The organism is Pseudomonas sp. S3_C06, assembly GCF_054667675.1.
This window is the reverse complement of sequence record NZ_CP162747.1, coordinates 5,175,731-5,194,166: the sequence shown is the minus strand read 5'-3', so window position 1 is coordinate 5,194,166 and position 18,436 is coordinate 5,175,731. Positions and strand designations below refer to the sequence as shown.

Sequence of the window (18,436 nt, the reverse complement as noted above, 5' to 3'; positions counted from 1 at the left end):
CTCCAGCACCTGTAAAGGGGGCGATTCCTTGACCGTTTCAAGTAAAACGTTGCGCCTTTTCGGCATCAAAGCCTGCGACACCATGAAGAAGGCGCGCACCTGGCTCGATGAACACGCTGTCAGCTACGACTTTCACGATTACAAAACCGCCGGCATCGACCGTGAACACCTGACCCAATGGTGTGACGAACACGGCTGGCAAACGGTGTTGAACCGCGCAGGCACGACCTTTCGCAAACTCGACGACGAACGCAAAGCCGATCTCGACCAGTCGAAAGCCATCGAACTGATGCTCGCTCAACCCTCGATGATCAAGCGCCCGGTGCTCGATCTCGGTGACCGAACCCTGATTGGCTTCAAGCCAGATATCTACGCGGCCGCTCTGAAGTAAGCAGCCCGTCACTCTTTGTAGAGGTGTATTTACATGTCCAATTCCCTGTTCAGCATCGCCTTTGGTGTCGGCACTCAGAACCGTCAAGGCGCGTGGCTGGAAGTGTTCTACGCACAGCCACTGCTCAACCCTTCGGCCGAACTGGTCGCGGCAGTTGCGCCAATCCTCGGTTACACCGAAGGCAACCAGGCCATCACTTTCACCACCGCCCAGGCTGCACAACTGGCTGAAGCCGTGAAAGGCATCGACGCCGTGCAAGGCAAGCTGCTGACCCGTCTGGCTGAAAGCCACAAGCCGCTGGTCGCCACCCTGCTGGCCGAAGACGCACAGCTGACCTCGACGCCTGAGGCGTATCTGAAGCTGCACCTGCTGTCGCACCGTCTGGTCAAGCCACACGGCGTGAGCCTGGCCGGTATTTTCCCGCTGCTGCCAAACGTAGCGTGGACCAGCCAGGGTGCAATCGACCTGAGCGAACTGGCGGAAATGCAACTGGAAGCCCGCCTGCGTGGCGAGCTGCTGGAAGTGTTCTCGGTGGACAAGTTCCCGAAAATGACCGACTACGTGGTTCCGGCTGGCGTGCGTATCGCTGACGCCGCGCGTCTTCGTCTGGGCGCTTACGTCGGTGAAGGCACCACCGTGATGCACGAAGGTTTCATCAACTTCAACGCTGGCACCGAAGGCCCGGGCATGATCGAAGGCCGCGTTTCCGCTGGAGTGTTCGTCGGCAAGGGTTCGGACCTGGGCGGCGGTTGCTCGACCATGGGCACCCTGTCGGGCGGCGGCAACATCGTGATCAAGGTTGGCGAAGGCTGCCTGATCGGCGCCAACGCCGGTATCGGTTTCCCGTTGGGTGACCGCAACACCGTTGAATCGGGCCTGTACGTGACCGCTGGCACCAAGGTTGCCCTGCTCGACGAAAACAACAACCTGGTCAAGGTTGTGAAGGCGCGCGAGCTGGCCGGTCAGACTGATCTGCTGTTCCGTCGCAATTCGGAAACCGGTGCTGTGGAGTGCAAAACCCACAAATCGGCGATCGAACTGAACGAAGCGCTGCACGCTCACAACTAAGTGTCGCAGGCACTGTGTGGGAGCGAGCTTGCTCGCGAAGGCGTCCTTGAAAACGCTAGAAGCTTCGCGAGCAAGCTCGCTCCCACAGTGTTTTGTGTACACCCGCCCAAGTTCACAGGGCTGAACAGATGATGATTCCCTCCCCGTGGCGTGCCGATTTTCCGGCCATCGCCGCGCTGCAACGGCAAGACCAGACTTATCTGGACAACGCCGCCACCACGCAAAAACCCCAAGCCCTGCTCGACGCGTTGACGCATTACTACGCCAATGGCGCAGCCAATGTGCATCGTGCGCAACACCTGCCCGGCGCTCACGCGACGCAGGCGTTCGAAGACAGTCGGCTCAAGGTCGCCCAGTGGCTCAATGTCGGTGACAGCGGGCAGATCATCTTTACCCACGGCGCCACCAGTGCGCTGAATCTCCTGGCTTATGGCCTGGAACATCTTTTCCACCCGGGCGATGAAATTGTCATCAGCGCCCTGGAGCATCACGCCAACCTGCTGCCGTGGCAGCAACTGGCGCAACGTCGCAACCTGAAACTGGTGATCCTGCCGCTGGATGCCGACGGTCTGATCGACCTTGCTGCCGCGGTACATTTGATCGGCCCGCGCACGCGTTTGCTGGCAGTCAGTCAGTTATCCAACGTGCTCGGTGCATGGCAGCCATTGCCGGCCTTGCTGGGCATGGCCAAGGCGCAGAACGCGCTGACTGTAGTCGATGGCGCGCAAGGCGTGGTGCATGGTCGGCATGACGTGCAGGCGCTGGGTTGCGACTTCTATGTGTTTTCCAGCCACAAACTGTATGGCCCCGATGGCCTCGGCGTATTGTTCGGGCGCAACGCAGCACTTGAGCAACTGAAACCGTGGCAGTTCGGTGGCGAGATGGTCCTGGAAGCCAACTATCACGACGCGCGTTTCCGCCCTGCGCCGCTGGGTTTTGAAGCGGGCACGCCGCCGATTGCCAGTGTGATCGGCCTCGGCGCAACGCTCGATTATCTGGCCGATCTGGATCAGGACGCGGTGTCGGCCCATGAAGCGGCGCTGCATGACTATCTGCTGCGTGGACTCGCCGCTCGTAACGGCATCCGTCTGCTCGGCAAGCCGCAACTGGCACTGGCGAGTTTTGTTGTCGAGGGTGTGCATAACGCTGATCTGGCGCACTTGCTGACCGAGCAAGGAATCGCCGTGCGCGCCGGGCATCACTGCGCGATGCCGCTGCTGAAAAGCTTCGAGTTGGCCGGAGCGATTCGGGTGTCGCTGGCGCTGTACAACGACTCCGAGGATCTGGAGCGCTTCTTTGAGGCGCTGGATCAGGCGCTGGAGTTGTTGCGATGAGTTTGCCGGTCGCGGCGGCTGAAGCGCTGCACATTTTTCAGAACGCAGCCGGCTGGGAACAGCGGGCGCGGTTGCTGATGCAGTTTGGTGATCGTCTGCCGCCGTTGAGTGACGCCGACAAGTGCGATGCCAACCGAGTGCATGGCTGTGAGAGTCAGGTGTGGCTGGTTGGGGCGTTGCACGACGGTCACTGGCAGTTCAGCGCCAGCAGCGATGCGCGGATGATTCGCGGGTTGGTGGCGTTGTTGCTGTTACGGGTTAACGGGTTGTCGGCGGCTGAATTGCAGCAGGTTGATTTGCCGGACTGGTTCAATCAGCTAGGCCTTTCGCGTCAGCTATCGCCATCGCGCAGCAATGGCCTCAATGCCGTGCTCCAGCGGATGAATGAGCTGGCTCGCTGACTGATCGTTCCCACGCTCTGCGTGGGAATGCCTCAACGGACGCTCCGCGTTCGGCTCTGGATGGGACGCGGAGCGTCCCGGGCTGCATTACCACGCGGAGCGTGGGAACGATCAACCGGTCAGGCGTCAGATTTGACCCGGTCAGCCGGACGCCGAACCCCCGCGACAATCTTGTCCACTGCCTTGGTCGCCGCGACCATGCCGAACGTTGCCGTGACCATCATCACCGCGCCAAACCCACCGGCGCAGTCGAGCTTCACGCCATCGCCGACAAAGCTCTTCTGCAAACAAATGCTGCCATCCGGTTTCGGATAACGCAGTTGCTCCGTGGAAAACACGCACGGCACGCTGTAATGCCGGGTCACGGTGCGCGAAAAGCCATAATCACGCCGCAACGTCGAGCGCACTTTCGACGCCAACGGGTCGTTGAACGTGCGGTTGAGATCGCACACCTGAATCAGCGTCGGATCAATCTGCCCGCCCGCGCCACCCGTGGTGATGATCTGGATCTTGCGGCGTTTGCACCAGGCGATCAGCGCAGCCTTGGCGTTGACCGCGTCGATGCAGTCGATCACGCAATCAATGTTCGGCGTGATGTATTCAGCCATGGTCTCGCGAGTAACGAAATCCGCCACGGCGTGCACGGTGCAATCCGGGTTGATCCCGCGCAGACGCTCGGCCATCACCTCGACCTTGGGTTTGCCGACGGTGCTGTCCAGCGCGTGCAACTGGCGGTTGGCGTTGCTGACGCAGACGTCATCGAGGTCGAACAGCGAAATCTCGCCGACGCCACAGCGGGCCATGGCTTCCGCCGCCCAGGAACCGACGCCACCGACGCCGACAATCGCCACATGGGCCGCGCGCAGGCGCTCCAGGCCTTCAATGCCATACAAACGGGCGATGCCTGCAAACCGCGGATCTTCTGTACTCATGACCATTACCCCAAAAACCGGCGCGCATTATAGGGCTACGCGGCGACAAGTTCTAAACATCAGCTACAAGTGTAAGAACTTAAGTCAAAGTCGGCTGCCCAATGTCGGGCATTTCCCTGTCTGATGTACGACTTGTGAACTGCCGGTGTAGGATGCGCGCCCCTCGGGCGTCTAGCCGACCGATCCTTCGTTCCACAGCCTTTGGAACCCGAAATAGCTATGTCATCGCGTAAATTTGGACTCAACCTGGTGGTGGTTCTGGCAATCGCTGCCCTGTTCACCGGTTTCTGGGCGCTGATCAATCGCCCGGTTTCCGCGCCGAACTGGCCGGAGCAGATCTCCGGTTTCTCCTATTCGCCGTTCCAGCAAGGACAATTCCCGCAGAAGGATCAGTATCCGTCTGACGACGAAATGCGCCGTGATCTGGAGATCATGAGCAAGCTGACGGACAACATCCGTATCTACTCGGTCGACGGCTCGCTGCAAGACATCCCGAAACTGGCTGAGGAATTCGGCCTGCGCGTGACCCTGGGGATCTGGATCAGCCCCGACCAGGAACGCAACGAACGGGAAATCACCCGCGCCATCGAACTGGCCAACACTTCGCGCAGCGTGGTTCGTGTGGTGGTCGGTAACGAAGCGATTTTCCGTAAGGAAATCACCGCCCAAGAGCTGAGCGTATTGCTCGATCGCGTGCGCGCTGCGGTGAAAGTGCCGGTGACCACGTCCGAGCAATGGCACGTCTGGGAAGAACACCCGGAACTGGCCAAGCACGTTGACCTGATCGCTGCGCACGTTCTGCCTTACTGGGAATTCATCCCGGTCGACAAGGCCGGCCAGTTCGTGTTCGACCGTGCCCGCGATCTGAAAAAGCTGTTCCCGAAAAAACCGCTGCTACTCTCCGAGGTCGGCTGGCCGAGCAACGGCCGCATGCGTGGCGGCGCCGATGCGTCGCCGGCGGATCAGGCGATCTACCTGCGGACCTTGGTCAACAAGCTCAACCGCCAAGGCTTCAACTACTTCGTGATCGAAGCCTTCGACCAGCCGTGGAAGGCCAGTGACGAAGGTTCGGTCGGCGCCTACTGGGGCGTGTTCAACGCCGCGCGTCAGCAGAAATTCAACTTCGAAGGCCCGGTGGTCGCGATCCCGCAATGGCGCGTGCTGGCGATCGGTTCGGTGGTGCTGGCGCTGTTGTCGCTGACCTTGCTGATGATCGACGGCTCGGCCCTGCGTCAGCGTGGGCGGATCTTCCTGACCTTCATCGCCTTCCTTTGCGGTTCGGTACTGGTGTGGATCGGCTACGACTACAGCCTGCAATACAGCACGTGGTTCAGTTTGACGGTCGGATTCCTCTTGGCGCTGGGTGCGCTCGGCGTATTTATCGTCCTGCTCACCGAAGCGCATGAATTGGCCGAGGCGGTGTGGATTCACAAGCGTCGGCGCGAATTCCTGCCGGTCGAGGGCGACTCCAGCTATCGCCCGAAAGTGTCGATCCACGTGCCGTGCTACAACGAGCCGCCGGAGATGGTCAAACAGACCCTCGACGCCCTCGCCGCCCTCGATTATCCAGACTACGAAGTCCTGATCATCGACAACAACACCAAGGATCCGGCGGTGTGGGAACCGGTGCGTGACTACTGCGCAACCCTCGGCCCGCGCTTCAAGTTCTTCCACGTCTCGCCGCTGGCCGGTTTCAAGGGCGGCGCGCTGAACTACCTGATTCCGCACACCGCCAAGGACGCCGAAGTGATCGCCGTGATCGACTCCGATTACTGCGTGCACCCGAACTGGCTCAAGCACATGGTGCCGCACTTCGCCGACCCGAAAATCGCCGTGGTGCAGTCGCCGCAGGATTATCGCGACCAGAACGAAAGCACCTTCAAGAAGCTCTGCTACGCCGAATACAAAGGTTTCTTCCACATCGGCATGGTCACCCGTAACGACCGTGACGCGATCATTCAGCACGGCACCATGACCATGACCCGCCGTTCGGTGCTGGAAGAATTGGGTTGGGCCGACTGGTGCATCTGTGAAGACGCCGAACTCGGCCTGCGCGTGTTCGAAAAAGGCCTGTCGGCGGCGTATTACCACGACAGCTACGGCAAGGGTCTGATGCCGGATACGTTTATCGACTTCAAGAAACAGCGTTTCCGCTGGGCTTACGGTGCGATTCAGATCATCAAGCGTCACACCGGCAGCCTGTTGCGCGGCAAGGACACCGAGCTGACCCGTGGCCAGCGCTATCACTTCCTCGCGGGCTGGTTGCCGTGGGTCGCGGACGGCATGAACATCTTCTTCACCGTCGGCGCGCTGTTGTGGTCGGCGGCGATGATCATCGTGCCGCAGCGGGTCGATCCGCCACTGCTGATCTTCGCAATCCCGCCTCTGGCGTTGTTCGTGTTCAAGGTCGGCAAGATCATCTTCCTCTACCGTCGCGCCGTCGGCGTGAACCTGAAAGATGCCTTCTGCGCGGCACTGGCCGGGCTGGCGTTGTCGCACACCATCGCCAAAGCGGTGCTGTATGGCTTCTTCACCAGCAGCATTCCGTTCTTCCGCACGCCGAAAAACGCCGACAACCATGGCTTCTGGGTGGCGATTTCCGAAGCGCGGGAAGAGCTGTTCATCATGCTGTTGTTGTGGGGCGCGGCGCTGGGGATCTACCTGGTCAACGGCATGCCGAGCAACGACATGCGTTTCTGGGTGGTGATGTTGCTGGTGCAGTCGCTGCCGTATCTGGCGGCGCTGATCATGGCGTTCCTGTCGTCGCTGCCAAAACCTGCAGCCAAGCCTGAGCCGGCGCCGGTCGTCTAAATCCTCATCGATGCACTAAACGGCGGCCAATGGTCGCCGTTTTGCTTTAAGATAACCGCCATTTTGCGGGGCTTGGCGTGATAACCGGTCTGATTGACCGAACCCTATCCCCTGTGGGAGCGAGCCTGCTCGCGAAGGCGTTGTAACAATCACCAACTATGTTGACTGACACAACGCATTCGCGAGCAGGCTCTCTCCCACAGTGGCCCTCGCTCAAATTCATGATCCCGGAGTTTTCCATGACGGCCCACGCCGACCTTTCGCCGACCCTCCAACTCGCCATCGACCTGATCCGCCGTCCGTCCGTGACGCCGGTCGACGCCGATTGCCAGAAGCAGATGATGCAGCGCCTGGGCGATGCCGGTTTCAGCCTCGAGCCGATGCGCATCGAAGATGTGGATAACTTCTGGGCGACCCACGGCAACAACGACGGCCCGGTACTGTGCTTCGCCGGCCACACCGACGTGGTGCCGACCGGCCCGGTCACCGCGTGGCAGATCGACCCGTTCAACGCACTGATCGACGAACACGGCATGCTCTGCGGCCGTGGCGCGGCGGACATGAAAGGGAGCCTGGCGTCGATGACCGTCGCCGCTGAGCGTTTCGTCGCCGATTACCCGAACCACAAGGGCAAGGTCGCGTTCCTGATCACCAGCGACGAAGAAGGCCCGGCGCACCACGGCACCAAAGCAGTGGTCGAGCGCTTGGCCGCGCGCAACGAGCGTCTGGACTGGTGCATCGTCGGCGAACCGTCGAGCACCACACTGGTTGGCGACGTGGTGAAAAACGGTCGTCGCGGCTCGCTGGGTGCCAAGCTCACGGTCAAAGGCATTCAGGGTCACGTCGCCTATCCACACTTGGCAAAGAATCCGATCCACCTCGCCGCTCCGGCGCTGGCCGAACTGGCCGCCGAGCACTGGGATCACGGTAACGATTTCTTCCCGCCAACCAGTTTCCAGATTTCCAACGTCAACTCCGGCACCGGCGCGACCAACGTGATTCCGGGCGATCTGGTGGCGGTGTTCAACTTCCGTTTCTCCACCGAATCGACCGTTGAAGGCCTGCAGAAGCGCGTGGCTGACATTCTCGACAAGCATGATCTGGACTGGCACATCGACTGGGCGCTGTCCGGTCTGCCGTTCCTCACCGAACCTGGCGCGCTGCTCGACGCGGTGTCGGCGAGCATCAAGGACATCACCGGCCGCGAGACCAAGGCGTCGACCAGCGGCGGCACCTCCGATGGCCGTTTCATCGCGACCATGGGTACGCAGGTGGTTGAACTGGGCCCGGTCAACGCGACCATTCACCAGGTCAACGAACGCGTGCTGGCAGCAGATCTCGATGTGCTGACCGAAATCTACTACCAGACCCTGATCAAGTTGCTCGCCTGATGCTCGCTTGCCCCATCTGCAGTGAACCGCTGAATGCGGTGGATAACGGCGTGGTCTGCCCCGCCGGCCATCGTTTCGACCGTGCGCGACAGGGTTACCTCAACCTGCTGCCGGTGCAGCACAAAAACAGCCGTGATCCTGGCGACAACCAGGCCATGGTCGAAGCGCGCCGTGACTTCCTGAACGCCGGACATTACGCGCCGGTGGCCAAGCGTCTGGCCGAACTGGCAGCGAGTTATGCGCCGGATCGCTGGGTCGACATCGGCTGTGGCGAGGGTTATTACACCGCGCAGATCGCCGAGGCCTTGCCGCACGCGGATGGCTACGCACTGGACATCTCCCGCGAAGCGGTCAAACGCGCCTGCAAGCGTAATCCGGCGATTACTTGGTTGATCGCCAGCATGGCCCGCGTGCCGTTGGCGTCGGGCAGTTGCCAGTTTCTCGCCAGTGTTTTCAGTCCTTTGGATTGGGAAGAGGCCAAGCGCTTGCTCAGTGTCGGCGGCGGTCTGATGAAAGTCGGCCCGACCAGCGGCCACCTGATGGAGTTGCGCGAACGCCTGTACGACGAAGTGCGCGAGTACACCGACGACAAGCATCTGGCCCTGGTGCCGGAAGGCATGGCGCTGGCGCACAGTGAAACCCTGGAATTCAAGCTGACGCTGGACAAGCCCGAGGATCGCGCCAACCTGTTGGCGATGACGCCCCACGGCTGGCGCGCCAGTGCCGAGCGTCGTGCGGCGGTGATCGAACAGGCCGAGCCGTTCGAGACCACTGTGTCGATGCGCTACGATTATTTCGTTCTTCAATAACTTTTGGTCTCGGGCGAGTGCCCGGGGCCGGCTAAATCCGCGAATGGATTTTTCAGACCCGCAGTGAGGACATCCATGCGCCAACCGGATATCGAGATTTACCTGAAAGACGCCGACGTCGACCACAAGGCCATTTCGGCCTGGCTGGGCGCCGCGCTGGGCCCGTGCACCGACTGGGTTCAGAAAGGCCAGACCTGGAAGTGCAAGGCCGGCAACGTGCCGGTGACCTGGCTGCCGAAAGCCGTGGGCAAATGGAACAGCCTGTACCTGGAAAGCGACCAGACGCCATGGGACGACGACATCGCCTGCGCCCGCGCCGCATTCGCTGCGCTGAACGTGGAAGTGCGTTGCGCGCCGGGCACGTGGGTTGAAGAAGAAGGTGAGGAAACGGCGGATCGCTGGATGCGCATCAGCGAAGACGGTGAAGAAGAAATCACCTGGAAAACCGCGTAACAACAGGCAACATAGATCCCATGTGGGAGCGAGCCTGCTCGCGAATGCGGTGTATCAGTCACCATTCATATCGACTGACACTACGCATTCGCGAGCAGGCTCGCTCCCACAGTGGTTTTTGGCGTTCTGAAGAGTTGTATTACAGGCCTACAACGTCTTCAGCCTGCAAACCCTTCTCGCCGGTAATCACCGCGTACTCGACCTGCTGGCCTTCAGTCAGCGACCGATGCCCTTCGCCGCGAATCGCGCGGTAGTGCACGAACACGTCCACCCCGTCTTCGCGCTGGATAAAGCCGTAGCCTTTGGCGTCGTTGAACCACTTCACGTTGCCGGTTTCACGTGTTGCCATCTGTTCGTACTCCTTTTTTATTATTGAACAGGCTTTTCGCAGGAAAGCCTTTGCGGAACGTCAGCCTGCGTCCGACGTCCATAAAAGGGCCCCGGCGACAGACCGCCGAGTATATGACAGGCGCGAAAACTCTCAACAGGAGATTACTTCGCCGCTTTTTTGCCGATTTTCGATGAATACGGCAAACTGTCGACCTCCCGAGCAAATGCTCGGTTTTATCCACTCACGCAGAAGCCGTATGACCCGTTCCCCGTTCCGCCGTCTTGTGTTTGGCACCCTGCGCCGACTGTTGTACCTCTGGGTTCGCTCGGAGACGATCAACCAGTCGTCGTTCACCCTCAACCTCGACCGCAGTCGTCCGGTGTTCTACGTCCTGCAAAACCCTTCGCTGACCGATCTGGCCGTGCTCGACACCGAGTGCACCAAGGCCGGCCTGCCGCGTCCGGTGCTGCCGGTGTCGGTGGGTTCGCTGATCGAACCGGCGGCGTTTTTCTACCTGACGCCGGACCCAGACTGGCTCGGTCGCCAGGACAAACGCGGCGCGCCGCCAACCCTGACTCGCCTGGTCAGCGCACTGACGCAGAACGCTGCTGAAGATGCGCAGATCATTCCGGTCAGCGTGTTCTGGGGCCAATCGCCGGACAGCGAAAACAGTCCGTGGAAGCTGTTGTTCGCCGACAGCTGGGCCGTCACCGGGCGCCTGCGTCGTCTGTTGAGCATCATTGTTCTCGGACGTAAAACCCGCGTGCAATTCTCGGCGCCGATTCACCTGCGCGAGCTGATCGAGCACAACAAGGGCCATGAACGCACCGTGCGCATGGCCCAGCGTATCCTGCGCGTGCATTTCCGCAATCTGAAAGCAGCGGTCATCGGCCCGGACATTTCCCACCGTCGCAACCTGGTCAAAGGTCTGCTCAACCAGCCACTGGTCAAGCAAGCGATCCTCGACGAAGCCGAGCGCGAAAACATCTCCGCGGAGAAAGCCAAGGCCCAGGCCCTGCGTTACGGCAACGAGATCGCCTCGGACTACACCTACACCGCGATCCGCTTTCTGGAAGTGGTGCTGAGCTGGTTCTGGAACAAGATCTACGACGGCATCAAGGTCAACCACATTGAAGGCGTGCAGAAAGTCGCGCAGGGTCACGAAGTGATCTACGTGCCGTGCCACCGCAGCCACATCGACTATTTGCTGCTGTCGTATCTGCTGTTCCGCAACGGCCTGACCCCGCCGCACATCGCCGCCGGGATCAACCTGAACATGCCGGTGATCGGCAGCCTGCTCCGTCGCGGCGGCGCGTTCTTCATGCGTCGCACATTCAAGGGCAATCCGCTGTACACCTCGGTGTTCAACGAATACCTGCACACCCTGTTCACCAAAGGTTTCCCGGTCGAGTACTTCGTTGAGGGTGGGCGCTCGCGCACCGGGCGCATGCTGCAACCGAAAACCGGCATGCTCGCCATCACCCTGCGCAGCTTCCTGCGTTCGTCGCGGATGCCGATCGTGTTTGTGCCGGTGTACATCGGTTATGAGCGCGTGCTGGAAGGTCGCACCTACCTCGGCGAACTGCGCGGCGCGAGCAAGAAGAAAGAATCGATCTTCGACATTTTCAAAGTCATCGGTGCGCTCAAGCAGCGCTTCGGTCAGGTCGCGGTGAACTTCGGCGAGCCGATCAAACTGGCGGAATTCCTTGATGCCGAGCAACCGGACTGGCGCCAGCAGGAACTCGGCCCACAGTACAAGCCGGCGTGGCTCAACGAAACCACCAATCGCCTTGGCGAGAAAGTCGCGCAGCATTTGAACGAAGCGGCGGCGATCAACCCGGTCAATCTTGTCGCGCTGGCGCTGCTGTCGACCACACGTCTGGCGCTGGACGATCGCGCCATGGCACGGGTACTGGATCTGTACCTGGCGCTGCTGCGCAAAGTCCCGTATTCGCCGCACACCACGCTTCCGGAAGGCGATGGTCGTGCGCTGATCGAGCATGTGAAGGACATGGACCTGCTCGCCGAGCAGAACGATGCGCTGGGCAAGATTCTCTATCTGGACGAGCAGAACGCCGTCCTGATGACCTACTACCGCAACAACGTGCTGCACATCTTCGCGTTGCCTGCGCTGCTGGCGAGCTTCTTCCAGAGCGCTTCGCGTATGAGTCGCGAACAGATCCTGCGCTACACCCGCGCGTTGTATCCGTACCTGCAATCGGAACTGTTCATTCGCTGGACGCTGGATGAGTTGGACGGTGTGGTTGATCAGTGGCTGGAAGCATTCGTCGAGCAAGGCCTGCTGCGCTTCGAGAAGGACGTCTACCTGCGTCCGGCGCCAAGTTCGCGGCATTTCGTATTGCTGACGCTGCTGTCGAAGAGCATCGCCCAGACCTTGCAGCGCTTCTACATGACCGTGTCCTTGCTGCTCAACAGCGGCCAGAACACCGTCAGCGCCGAAGAGCTGGAAGATCTCTGCACGGTCATGGCCCAGCGCCTGTCGATCCTCCACGGTCTGAATGCGCCGGAGTTCTTCGACAAGAGCCTGTTCCGTCACTTCATCCAGACGATGCTCGACCTCGACGTGCTGCGTCGCGACGAGGCCGGCAAACTGAGTTACCACGAACTGCTTGGCGAACTCGCCGAAGGTGCGGCCAAGCGCGTGTTGCCGGCGGAGATTCGTTTGTCGATCCGCCAGGTTGCACTGCATCGCAGTGAAGATGCTGCCGATCAGGTCGTCGCCCAACCCGAGACCTGATGCAAACCCTGTGGGAGCGAGCCTGCTCGCGAAGGCGGAGTGTCAGACAACTGAAATGTTGAATGCTAAACCGCTTTCGCGAGCAGGCTCGCTCCCACATTGAAAAGGAGAACGTCCGATGAAAAAACTCACCCTGCTCGCCGCCGCCACACTGCTCAGCGCCTGCCAATCGACCACACCTGCCGGCAAGGTCAGCCTCGACGGTGAAGTGTTCTACCTGCAGCGCATCGCCCTGCCACCGAGCGCGACCCTCAGCGTCAGCCTGCAGGACGTTTCGCTGGCCGATGCGCCAGCCGTGGTGCTGGACGAGCAGAAAGGCCCGGTCATAGGCCAGGTGCCGCTGCCCTTCCACTTGAGCTACGATCCGGCGCAGGTCAAACCCGGCCATCGTTACTCGGTCAGCGCGCGCATTGAAGTCAACGGCGAACTGATATTCATCACCACCGAAAACCACGCCGTGCAACTCGACGGCAACGACCCGCAGCCGCTGAAAATTCGCGTCGACGCCGTTCGTTAATTCATTTTCCGCAGCCCTTTTCCGCAACAAGGAAGCCGCCATGTTCCGCCCTACCCTTCGCTTCGCCGGCCTGTGTGCAGGCCTGATGATCTCCGCCAGCGCCATGGCTTTGTCGCTGAGTGACCTGTCGCAAAAAGACGCGACCGGCGGCCTCAAGGATGCCCTGACCCAGGGTGCGCAAATCGCCGTCAAACAACTCGGCACACCCGGCGGTTTCAGCAACAACCCCGACGTGAAGATCGAACTGCCGGGCAAACTCGGCAAAGCCGCGAGCAAAATGAAAGCCTTCGGCATGGGCGCCCAGGTTGAAGAACTGGAAACTGCCATGAACAAGGCTGCCGAAAGTGCGGTGACTCAGGCCCAGCCAATCCTCGTCGATGCCGTGAAGAAAATGAGCGTGGAAGACGCCAAAGGCATCCTCAGTGGCGGCAAGGACTCGGCCACGCAATACCTCGACAAATCCAGCCGCGAACAGATCCGCGCCAAGTTCCTGCCGATCGTCAAACAAGCGACCGACAAGGTTGGCGTGGCGCAGAAGTACAACGCCTTCGCCGGCCAGGCCGCGACGTTTGGTGTGGTAGACGCGAAGAGCGCCAACGTTGAAAACTACGTCACCGAGCAAGCGCTCAACGGCCTGTTCGAGATGATCGGCAAACAGGAAGAAACCATCCGCCAGAACCCGGCCGCAGCGGCGACCAGTCTGGCGAAGAAGGTGTTCGGCACGTTGTAATGTGCTGAACGACAAAAAGCCCGCTGACCTTTACCGGTTCAGCGGGCTTTTTTGTGGGCGTCAGTTTTGCGGATCGACTTGATCGAGGACGCGATTCACCGACAGCTCAGCGAGGGAAATCATCTGCTGAATACCCAGAAGCTGACTACACGTCGGGCCATTCAGGGTGAACGCCAGTTCGCTGGCCATGATGTTGGCTGAGGCCAGGGTTTCACAGGCGTGAGCGAGTAATGTTTCGGAATCGACTTCGGGAAGGACGGTAAAAATTGTGCTGGGATGGCTGACGGGTTTGGGGGGATTGGGTGTGGTTTTGAACATGGCGAAATCTCCTGAAGTAGTGGAGCCGCCACCGTTCGCTGCGAAACGAAAGTTAGGTGGCAGCTGTACGCAGGTTCGCAGACCGGGACTTCAGGCACCCGGCATACCCGAAGGTATCCCGCGCACAACCGCCATGACACAGGCATAAAAAAGCGCCCGCTTTCGGATGGTGGACGCTGTGCGTCTGAAGTTTAACCGGGCTGCGAAACCCGGTCGCTGATTTTTGCAGCGACAGACCTAGCCTAGAGATCGCGCTTCCGACGGACAACCTGAAAACCTTGTGGGAAGGTTCTGTATTTTCGCAACACGGTTAAACAATTTTGCCTGTCCGATCGTCATCGCCAGCAGGGTCACTCCTACAGTTAAATGGAGTACACCTGCAAAAAACGGGTCGGCTGTCAGGCCGCCTTCGCGAGCAGGCTCGCTCCCACAGTTGAATTGAGTACACCTGCAGAAAACAGGTCGGCTGTCAGGCCGCCTTCGCGAGCAGGCTCACTCCTACAGTTGGATTGAGTACACCTGCAGAAAACAGGTCGGCTGTCAGGCCGCCATCGCTGGCAAGCCAGCTCCCACAATTGGATTGGGTGTATGCCGGTAGAGATTGGGCGGCTGTCAGGACCTCATCGCGAGCAGGCTCACTCCTACAGTTGGATTGCGTACATCTGCAAAAAACAGGTCGGCTATCAGGCCGCCTTCGCGAGCTGGCTCGCTCCCACAAAAGAGCAAGAGCAGATCGCTTCTGCTCCTCACCACTCAACAGGATGAGCGTTAGCTCGGCTGCAGCTTTTGATCTTGATCTGGAAGCCCGTCGGCAGGCTGAGTGGAGGGATTGATCCGGGGGGGGAGCGCAGCGACCGTTCGACGAAGTCGAACACATCGAAAGGAGGTGCAGCGAAGCAAACCGTAGGCGATGCCCCCGGATCGATCCCGGAGCGAAGGAACCCCGAGCCCCAGCGAGCGGGCCGAACGTCAGGGCACAGACCTTTGGTTCCTTTGGGGCGTTTGCCAAAGGGACTCGCTGTAAAAGCGAAACCGCCAGCGGCAGCACCCACAAAAACGGATATTCACCCAAAACCCCAAGAACATGGTCGGCCCGAAGGCCGCCACGTCAAACAAAGGATCAAGCCTCGCGCCGAACCCTGAACCAAGCCGCATACAACGCCGGCAAAAACAACAGCGTCAACGCGGTCGCAACAATCAACCCCCCCATGATCGCCACCGCCATCGGCCCGAAAAACACACTCCGCGACAACGGAATCATCGCCAGCACCGCCGCCAACGCCGTCAACACAATCGGCCTGAAGCGTCGAACCGTAGCCTCGATAATCGCCTGCCAAGGCTTAAGCCCGGACTTGATATCCTGCTCAATCTGATCCACCAGAATTACCGAATTGCGCATGATCATCCCCGACAACGCAATCGTCCCCAACATCGCCACAAACCCGAACGGCTGGCGGAACACCATCAAAAACAGCACCACCCCGATCAACCCCAACGGCGCCGTCAAAAACACCATCGCCGTGCGCGAAAAACTGCGCAACTGCACCATCAGTAACGTCAGCACCACGACAATAAACATCGGCACCCCGGCATTCACCGACTTCTGCCCACGCTCGGAATCCTCCACCGTGCCGCCGACATCCAACAGATAACCATCGGGCAACTCGGCGCGAATCGAATCCAGCGTCGGCATGATCTGCTTCACCAGCGTCGCCGGCTGTTCCTTGCCATAAATATCCGCCCGCACGGTCACGTTCGGCAGACGATTGCGGTGCCAGATAATCCCCTCCTCAAAGCCATATTCAAGGGTAGCAATCTGCGACAACGCCACGCTGCGGCCGTTATCCGTCGGCACCGCCAGACTCGGCAACAACGACAATTCAGTGCGCTCATGCACCGTGCCGCGCAGCAGAATCTCGATCAATTCGTTGTCTTCGCGATACTGACTGACACTCGACCCGGTCAACGAACTCTGCAGGAATTTCGCCAGATTGGCCGTGCTCACACCCAACGCCCGGGCGCGATCCTGATCGATATTCAGGTAAACAACCTTGCTCGGCTCTTCCCAATCCAGATGCACATTGACCACATGCGGATTCTCGCGAACCTTGGCCGCCACTTTGCGCGCCAACGCGCGGACCTCTTCGATGTGTTCGCCGGTGACGCGGAACTGCACCGGATAGCCAACCGGCGGACCGTTTTCCAAGCGTGTAACCCGCGAACGCAATGCAGGAAATTGCTCGTTAAGCGTTTCGATCAACCATCTGCGCAGCGCCTCACGCTCTTCGATGGTTTTCGCCAACACCACAAACTGCGCGAAGCTCGCCGCCGGCAACTGCTGATCCAGCGGCAGGTAGAAACGCGGCGAACCGGTGCCAACATAGGCCACATAATTGTCGATGCCCGCATGATCCTTGAGCATCGCCTCCAGCCGTTTCACCTCACCGGTGGTATTGGCCAGCGACGCGCCTTCAGCCAATTTCAGATCGACCATCAACTCCAGTCGATTGGAGGCCGGGAAGAACTGCTGCGGGACGAAACGGAACAACATCACCGAGGCGATAAACAGCCCCACCGTCAGCACGATTACGGTCTTGCGATGCGCCACGCACCACTCCACCAAACGCCGGACCCGCTGATAGAACGGCGTGCCATACGGATCCGGCTGACCGTCGCCAGTGCCATGTTTGGCCGCATGAATTTTCGCCAGATCCGGCAGGAGTTTTTCCCCCAGATACGGCACAAACATCACCGCCGCCACCCACGAAGCGAGCAGCGCAATTGTGACAACCTGGAAGATCGAGCGGGTGTATTCGCCAGTGCCGGACTGCGCCGTGGCAATCGGCAGAAACCCGGCGGCAGTGATCAATGTGCCGGTGAGCATCGGGAACGCGGTGCTGGTCCAGGCATAACTCGCCGCGCGGATGCGATCAAAGCCCTGCTCCATTTTGATCGCCATCATTTCCACGGCGATGATCGCGTCGTCCACCAACAAGCCAAGCGCCAACACCAACGCGCCAAGGGAGATCTTGTGCAGGCCGATGCCGAGGTAATACATGCAGGCGAAAGTCATCGCCAGCACCAGCGGAATGGTCAGCGCCACCACCATGCCGGTGCGCACGCCGAGGGAGAAGAAGCTCACCAGCAAGACAATCGCCAGCGCTTCGACCAGTACCTGAACAAACTCGCCGACCCCGGTTTTCACCGCCGCCGGTTGATCGGAAACCTTGCGCAATTGCATACCGGCCGGGAGGTTTTTCTGGATGCGCGAGAACTCGCCTTCCAGCGCTTTACCCAGCACCAGAATGTCGCCGCCATCCTTCATCGCTACCGCCAGACCAATCGCGTCTTCGCCCATGAAGCGCATGCGCGGCGCCGGTGGATCGTTGAACCCGCGACGCACATCGGCGACATCGGAGATGCGGAACGTACGATCACCGACGCGGATCGGGAAGTTTTTTATCTCCTCGACCGTCTGAAAATTCCCTGAGACTCGTAGTTGCAAACGCTCGCTACCGGTTTCAAAGAACCCCGCGGTCGACACCGCGTTCTGCTCTTGCAGCGCTTGTTGCACCGCCGCCAGCGGCAAGCCGAGCGTTGCCAGTTTGACGTTGGACAGCTCGACCCAGATTTTCTCATCCTGCAAACCAAGCAGGTCAACCTTGCCAACATCCTTGACCCGTTGCAGCTGGATCTGGATACGGTCGGCGTAATCCTTGAGCACCGCGTAATCGAAACCGTCGCCGGTCAGCGCATAGATATTGCCGAACGTGGTACCGAATTCATCGTTGAAGAACGGCCCCTGTATGTCCGGCGGCAAGGTCTGGCGAATATCACTGACCTTCTTGCGCACCTGATACCAGAGGTCGGGAATTTCCTTGGAGTGCATCGAGTCGCGGGCAATGAATGTCACCTGGGATTCACCGGGGCGCGAGAACGACACAATGCGTTCGTACTCACCGGTTTCCATCAGTTTCTTTTCGATGCGTTCGGTGACCTGCCGCGAGACTTCCTGCGCGGTCGCCCCCGGCCAGCGGGTTTGAATCACCATGGCCTTGAAGGTGAACGGCGGGTCTTCACTCTGGCCGAGCTTGGTGTAGGACAACGCACCAACGATGGCCAGCAAAAGCATCAGGAACAGTACGATCTGGCGATTACGCAGCGCCCATTCGGAAAGGTTGAAGCGCATCGG

General features: G+C 60.0%; 15 protein-coding genes. 11 read left to right on the top strand and 4 right to left on the bottom strand.

Annotation, left to right across the window (positions count from 1 at the left end; all coding sequences use genetic code 11):
* Positions 1-82: 82 nt before the first annotated feature.
* From AB4N44_RS22980 to AB4N44_RS22965, 4 genes are all read left to right on the top strand, one after another.
* Positions 83-391 carry an arsenate reductase gene (locus AB4N44_RS22980; protein WP_042607053.1) on the top strand — a complete coding sequence of 103 codons (309 nt, stop codon included), beginning with the start codon at positions 83-85 and terminating at the stop codon, positions 389-391.
* 33 nt (positions 392-424) lie between these two features.
* Positions 425-1,459 (top strand): 2,3,4,5-tetrahydropyridine-2,6-dicarboxylate N-succinyltransferase, encoded by a 1,035-nt coding sequence (gene dapD / locus AB4N44_RS22975; protein WP_160038498.1) that lies wholly within the window; start codon positions 425-427, stop codon positions 1,457-1,459.
* 128 nt (positions 1,460-1,587) lie between these two features.
* The gene (locus tag AB4N44_RS22970; protein ID WP_160038496.1) at positions 1,588-2,793 is read left to right on the top strand and encodes an aminotransferase class V-fold PLP-dependent enzyme; all 1,206 of its coding nucleotides are present in this window, start codon (positions 1,588-1,590) and stop codon (positions 2,791-2,793) included.
* Positions 2,790-3,194: a SufE family protein gene (locus AB4N44_RS22965; protein WP_127925999.1), complete on the top strand. Its 405-nt coding sequence runs from the start codon at positions 2,790-2,792 to the stop codon at positions 3,192-3,194. Before AB4N44_RS22970 ends, AB4N44_RS22965 begins: the two co-directional genes overlap by 4 nt.
* A gap of 119 nt (positions 3,195-3,313) precedes the next feature.
* Here AB4N44_RS22965 and tcdA read toward each other — a convergent pair whose 3' ends face one another.
* Entirely contained in the window at positions 3,314-4,132 is an 819-nt protein-coding gene (tcdA, locus tag AB4N44_RS22960; protein ID WP_127925998.1) for a tRNA cyclic N6-threonylcarbamoyladenosine(37) synthase TcdA, read from the bottom strand.
* Positions 4,133-4,345: 213 nt separating this feature from the next.
* Between tcdA and AB4N44_RS22955 the strand changes: the two genes are divergently transcribed.
* The 4 genes from AB4N44_RS22955 to AB4N44_RS22940 all read left to right on the top strand — a co-directional run bounded on the left by AB4N44_RS22955 (position 4,346) and on the right by AB4N44_RS22940 (position 9,590).
* A complete protein-coding gene (locus AB4N44_RS22955; protein WP_460107358.1) occupies positions 4,346-6,937 on the top strand; it encodes a glycosyltransferase in 2,592 nt (863 codons plus the stop codon).
* A 239-nt stretch (positions 6,938-7,176) separates the two neighbouring features.
* Positions 7,177-8,328, top strand: a complete 1,152-nt coding sequence (gene dapE / locus AB4N44_RS22950) for a succinyl-diaminopimelate desuccinylase (RefSeq protein ID WP_095050390.1) — start codon at positions 7,177-7,179, stop codon at positions 8,326-8,328.
* Positions 8,328-9,137: a putative RNA methyltransferase gene (locus tag AB4N44_RS22945; RefSeq protein WP_127925995.1), complete on the top strand. Its 810-nt coding sequence runs from the start codon at positions 8,328-8,330 to the stop codon at positions 9,135-9,137. Before dapE ends, AB4N44_RS22945 begins: the two co-directional genes overlap by 1 nt.
* A 75-nt stretch (positions 9,138-9,212) precedes the next feature.
* Positions 9,213-9,590: a hypothetical protein gene (locus tag AB4N44_RS22940; protein ID WP_127925994.1), complete on the top strand. Its 378-nt coding sequence runs from the start codon at positions 9,213-9,215 to the stop codon at positions 9,588-9,590.
* Positions 9,591-9,729: 139 nt separating this feature from the next.
* Here AB4N44_RS22940 and AB4N44_RS22935 read toward each other — a convergent pair whose 3' ends face one another.
* Positions 9,730-9,939 (bottom strand): cold-shock protein, encoded by a 210-nt coding sequence (locus AB4N44_RS22935; RefSeq protein WP_007908870.1) that lies wholly within the window; start codon positions 9,937-9,939, stop codon positions 9,730-9,732.
* Positions 9,940-10,177: 238 nt separating this feature from the next.
* Here AB4N44_RS22935 and plsB point away from each other — a divergent pair, with 238 nt between their 5' ends.
* The 3 genes from plsB (at position 10,178) to AB4N44_RS22920 (ending at position 13,926) form a co-directional block, all read left to right on the top strand.
* Positions 10,178-12,679 carry a glycerol-3-phosphate 1-O-acyltransferase PlsB gene (gene plsB / locus AB4N44_RS22930; RefSeq protein ID WP_150749452.1) on the top strand — a complete coding sequence of 834 codons (2,502 nt, stop codon included), beginning with the start codon at positions 10,178-10,180 and terminating at the stop codon, positions 12,677-12,679.
* Between the two features lie 118 nt (positions 12,680-12,797).
* Complete coding sequence (locus AB4N44_RS22925) at positions 12,798-13,196, top strand: YbaY family lipoprotein (protein WP_460107363.1); 399 nt, start codon at positions 12,798-12,800, stop codon at positions 13,194-13,196.
* A 40-nt stretch (positions 13,197-13,236) separates the two neighbouring features.
* Positions 13,237-13,926, top strand: a complete 690-nt coding sequence (locus tag AB4N44_RS22920) for a DUF4197 domain-containing protein (RefSeq protein WP_150749455.1) — start codon at positions 13,237-13,239, stop codon at positions 13,924-13,926.
* A 60-nt stretch (positions 13,927-13,986) separates the two neighbouring features.
* Here AB4N44_RS22920 and AB4N44_RS22915 read toward each other — a convergent pair whose 3' ends face one another.
* Complete coding sequence (locus tag AB4N44_RS22915) at positions 13,987-14,244, bottom strand: DUF6124 family protein (protein WP_160038485.1); 258 nt, start codon at positions 14,242-14,244, stop codon at positions 13,987-13,989.
* Between the two features lie 1,120 nt (positions 14,245-15,364).
* Positions 15,365-18,433 (bottom strand): efflux RND transporter permease subunit, encoded by a 3,069-nt coding sequence (locus AB4N44_RS22910; protein WP_127925990.1) that lies wholly within the window; start codon positions 18,431-18,433, stop codon positions 15,365-15,367.
* Between the last annotated feature and the right edge of the window lie 3 nt (positions 18,434-18,436).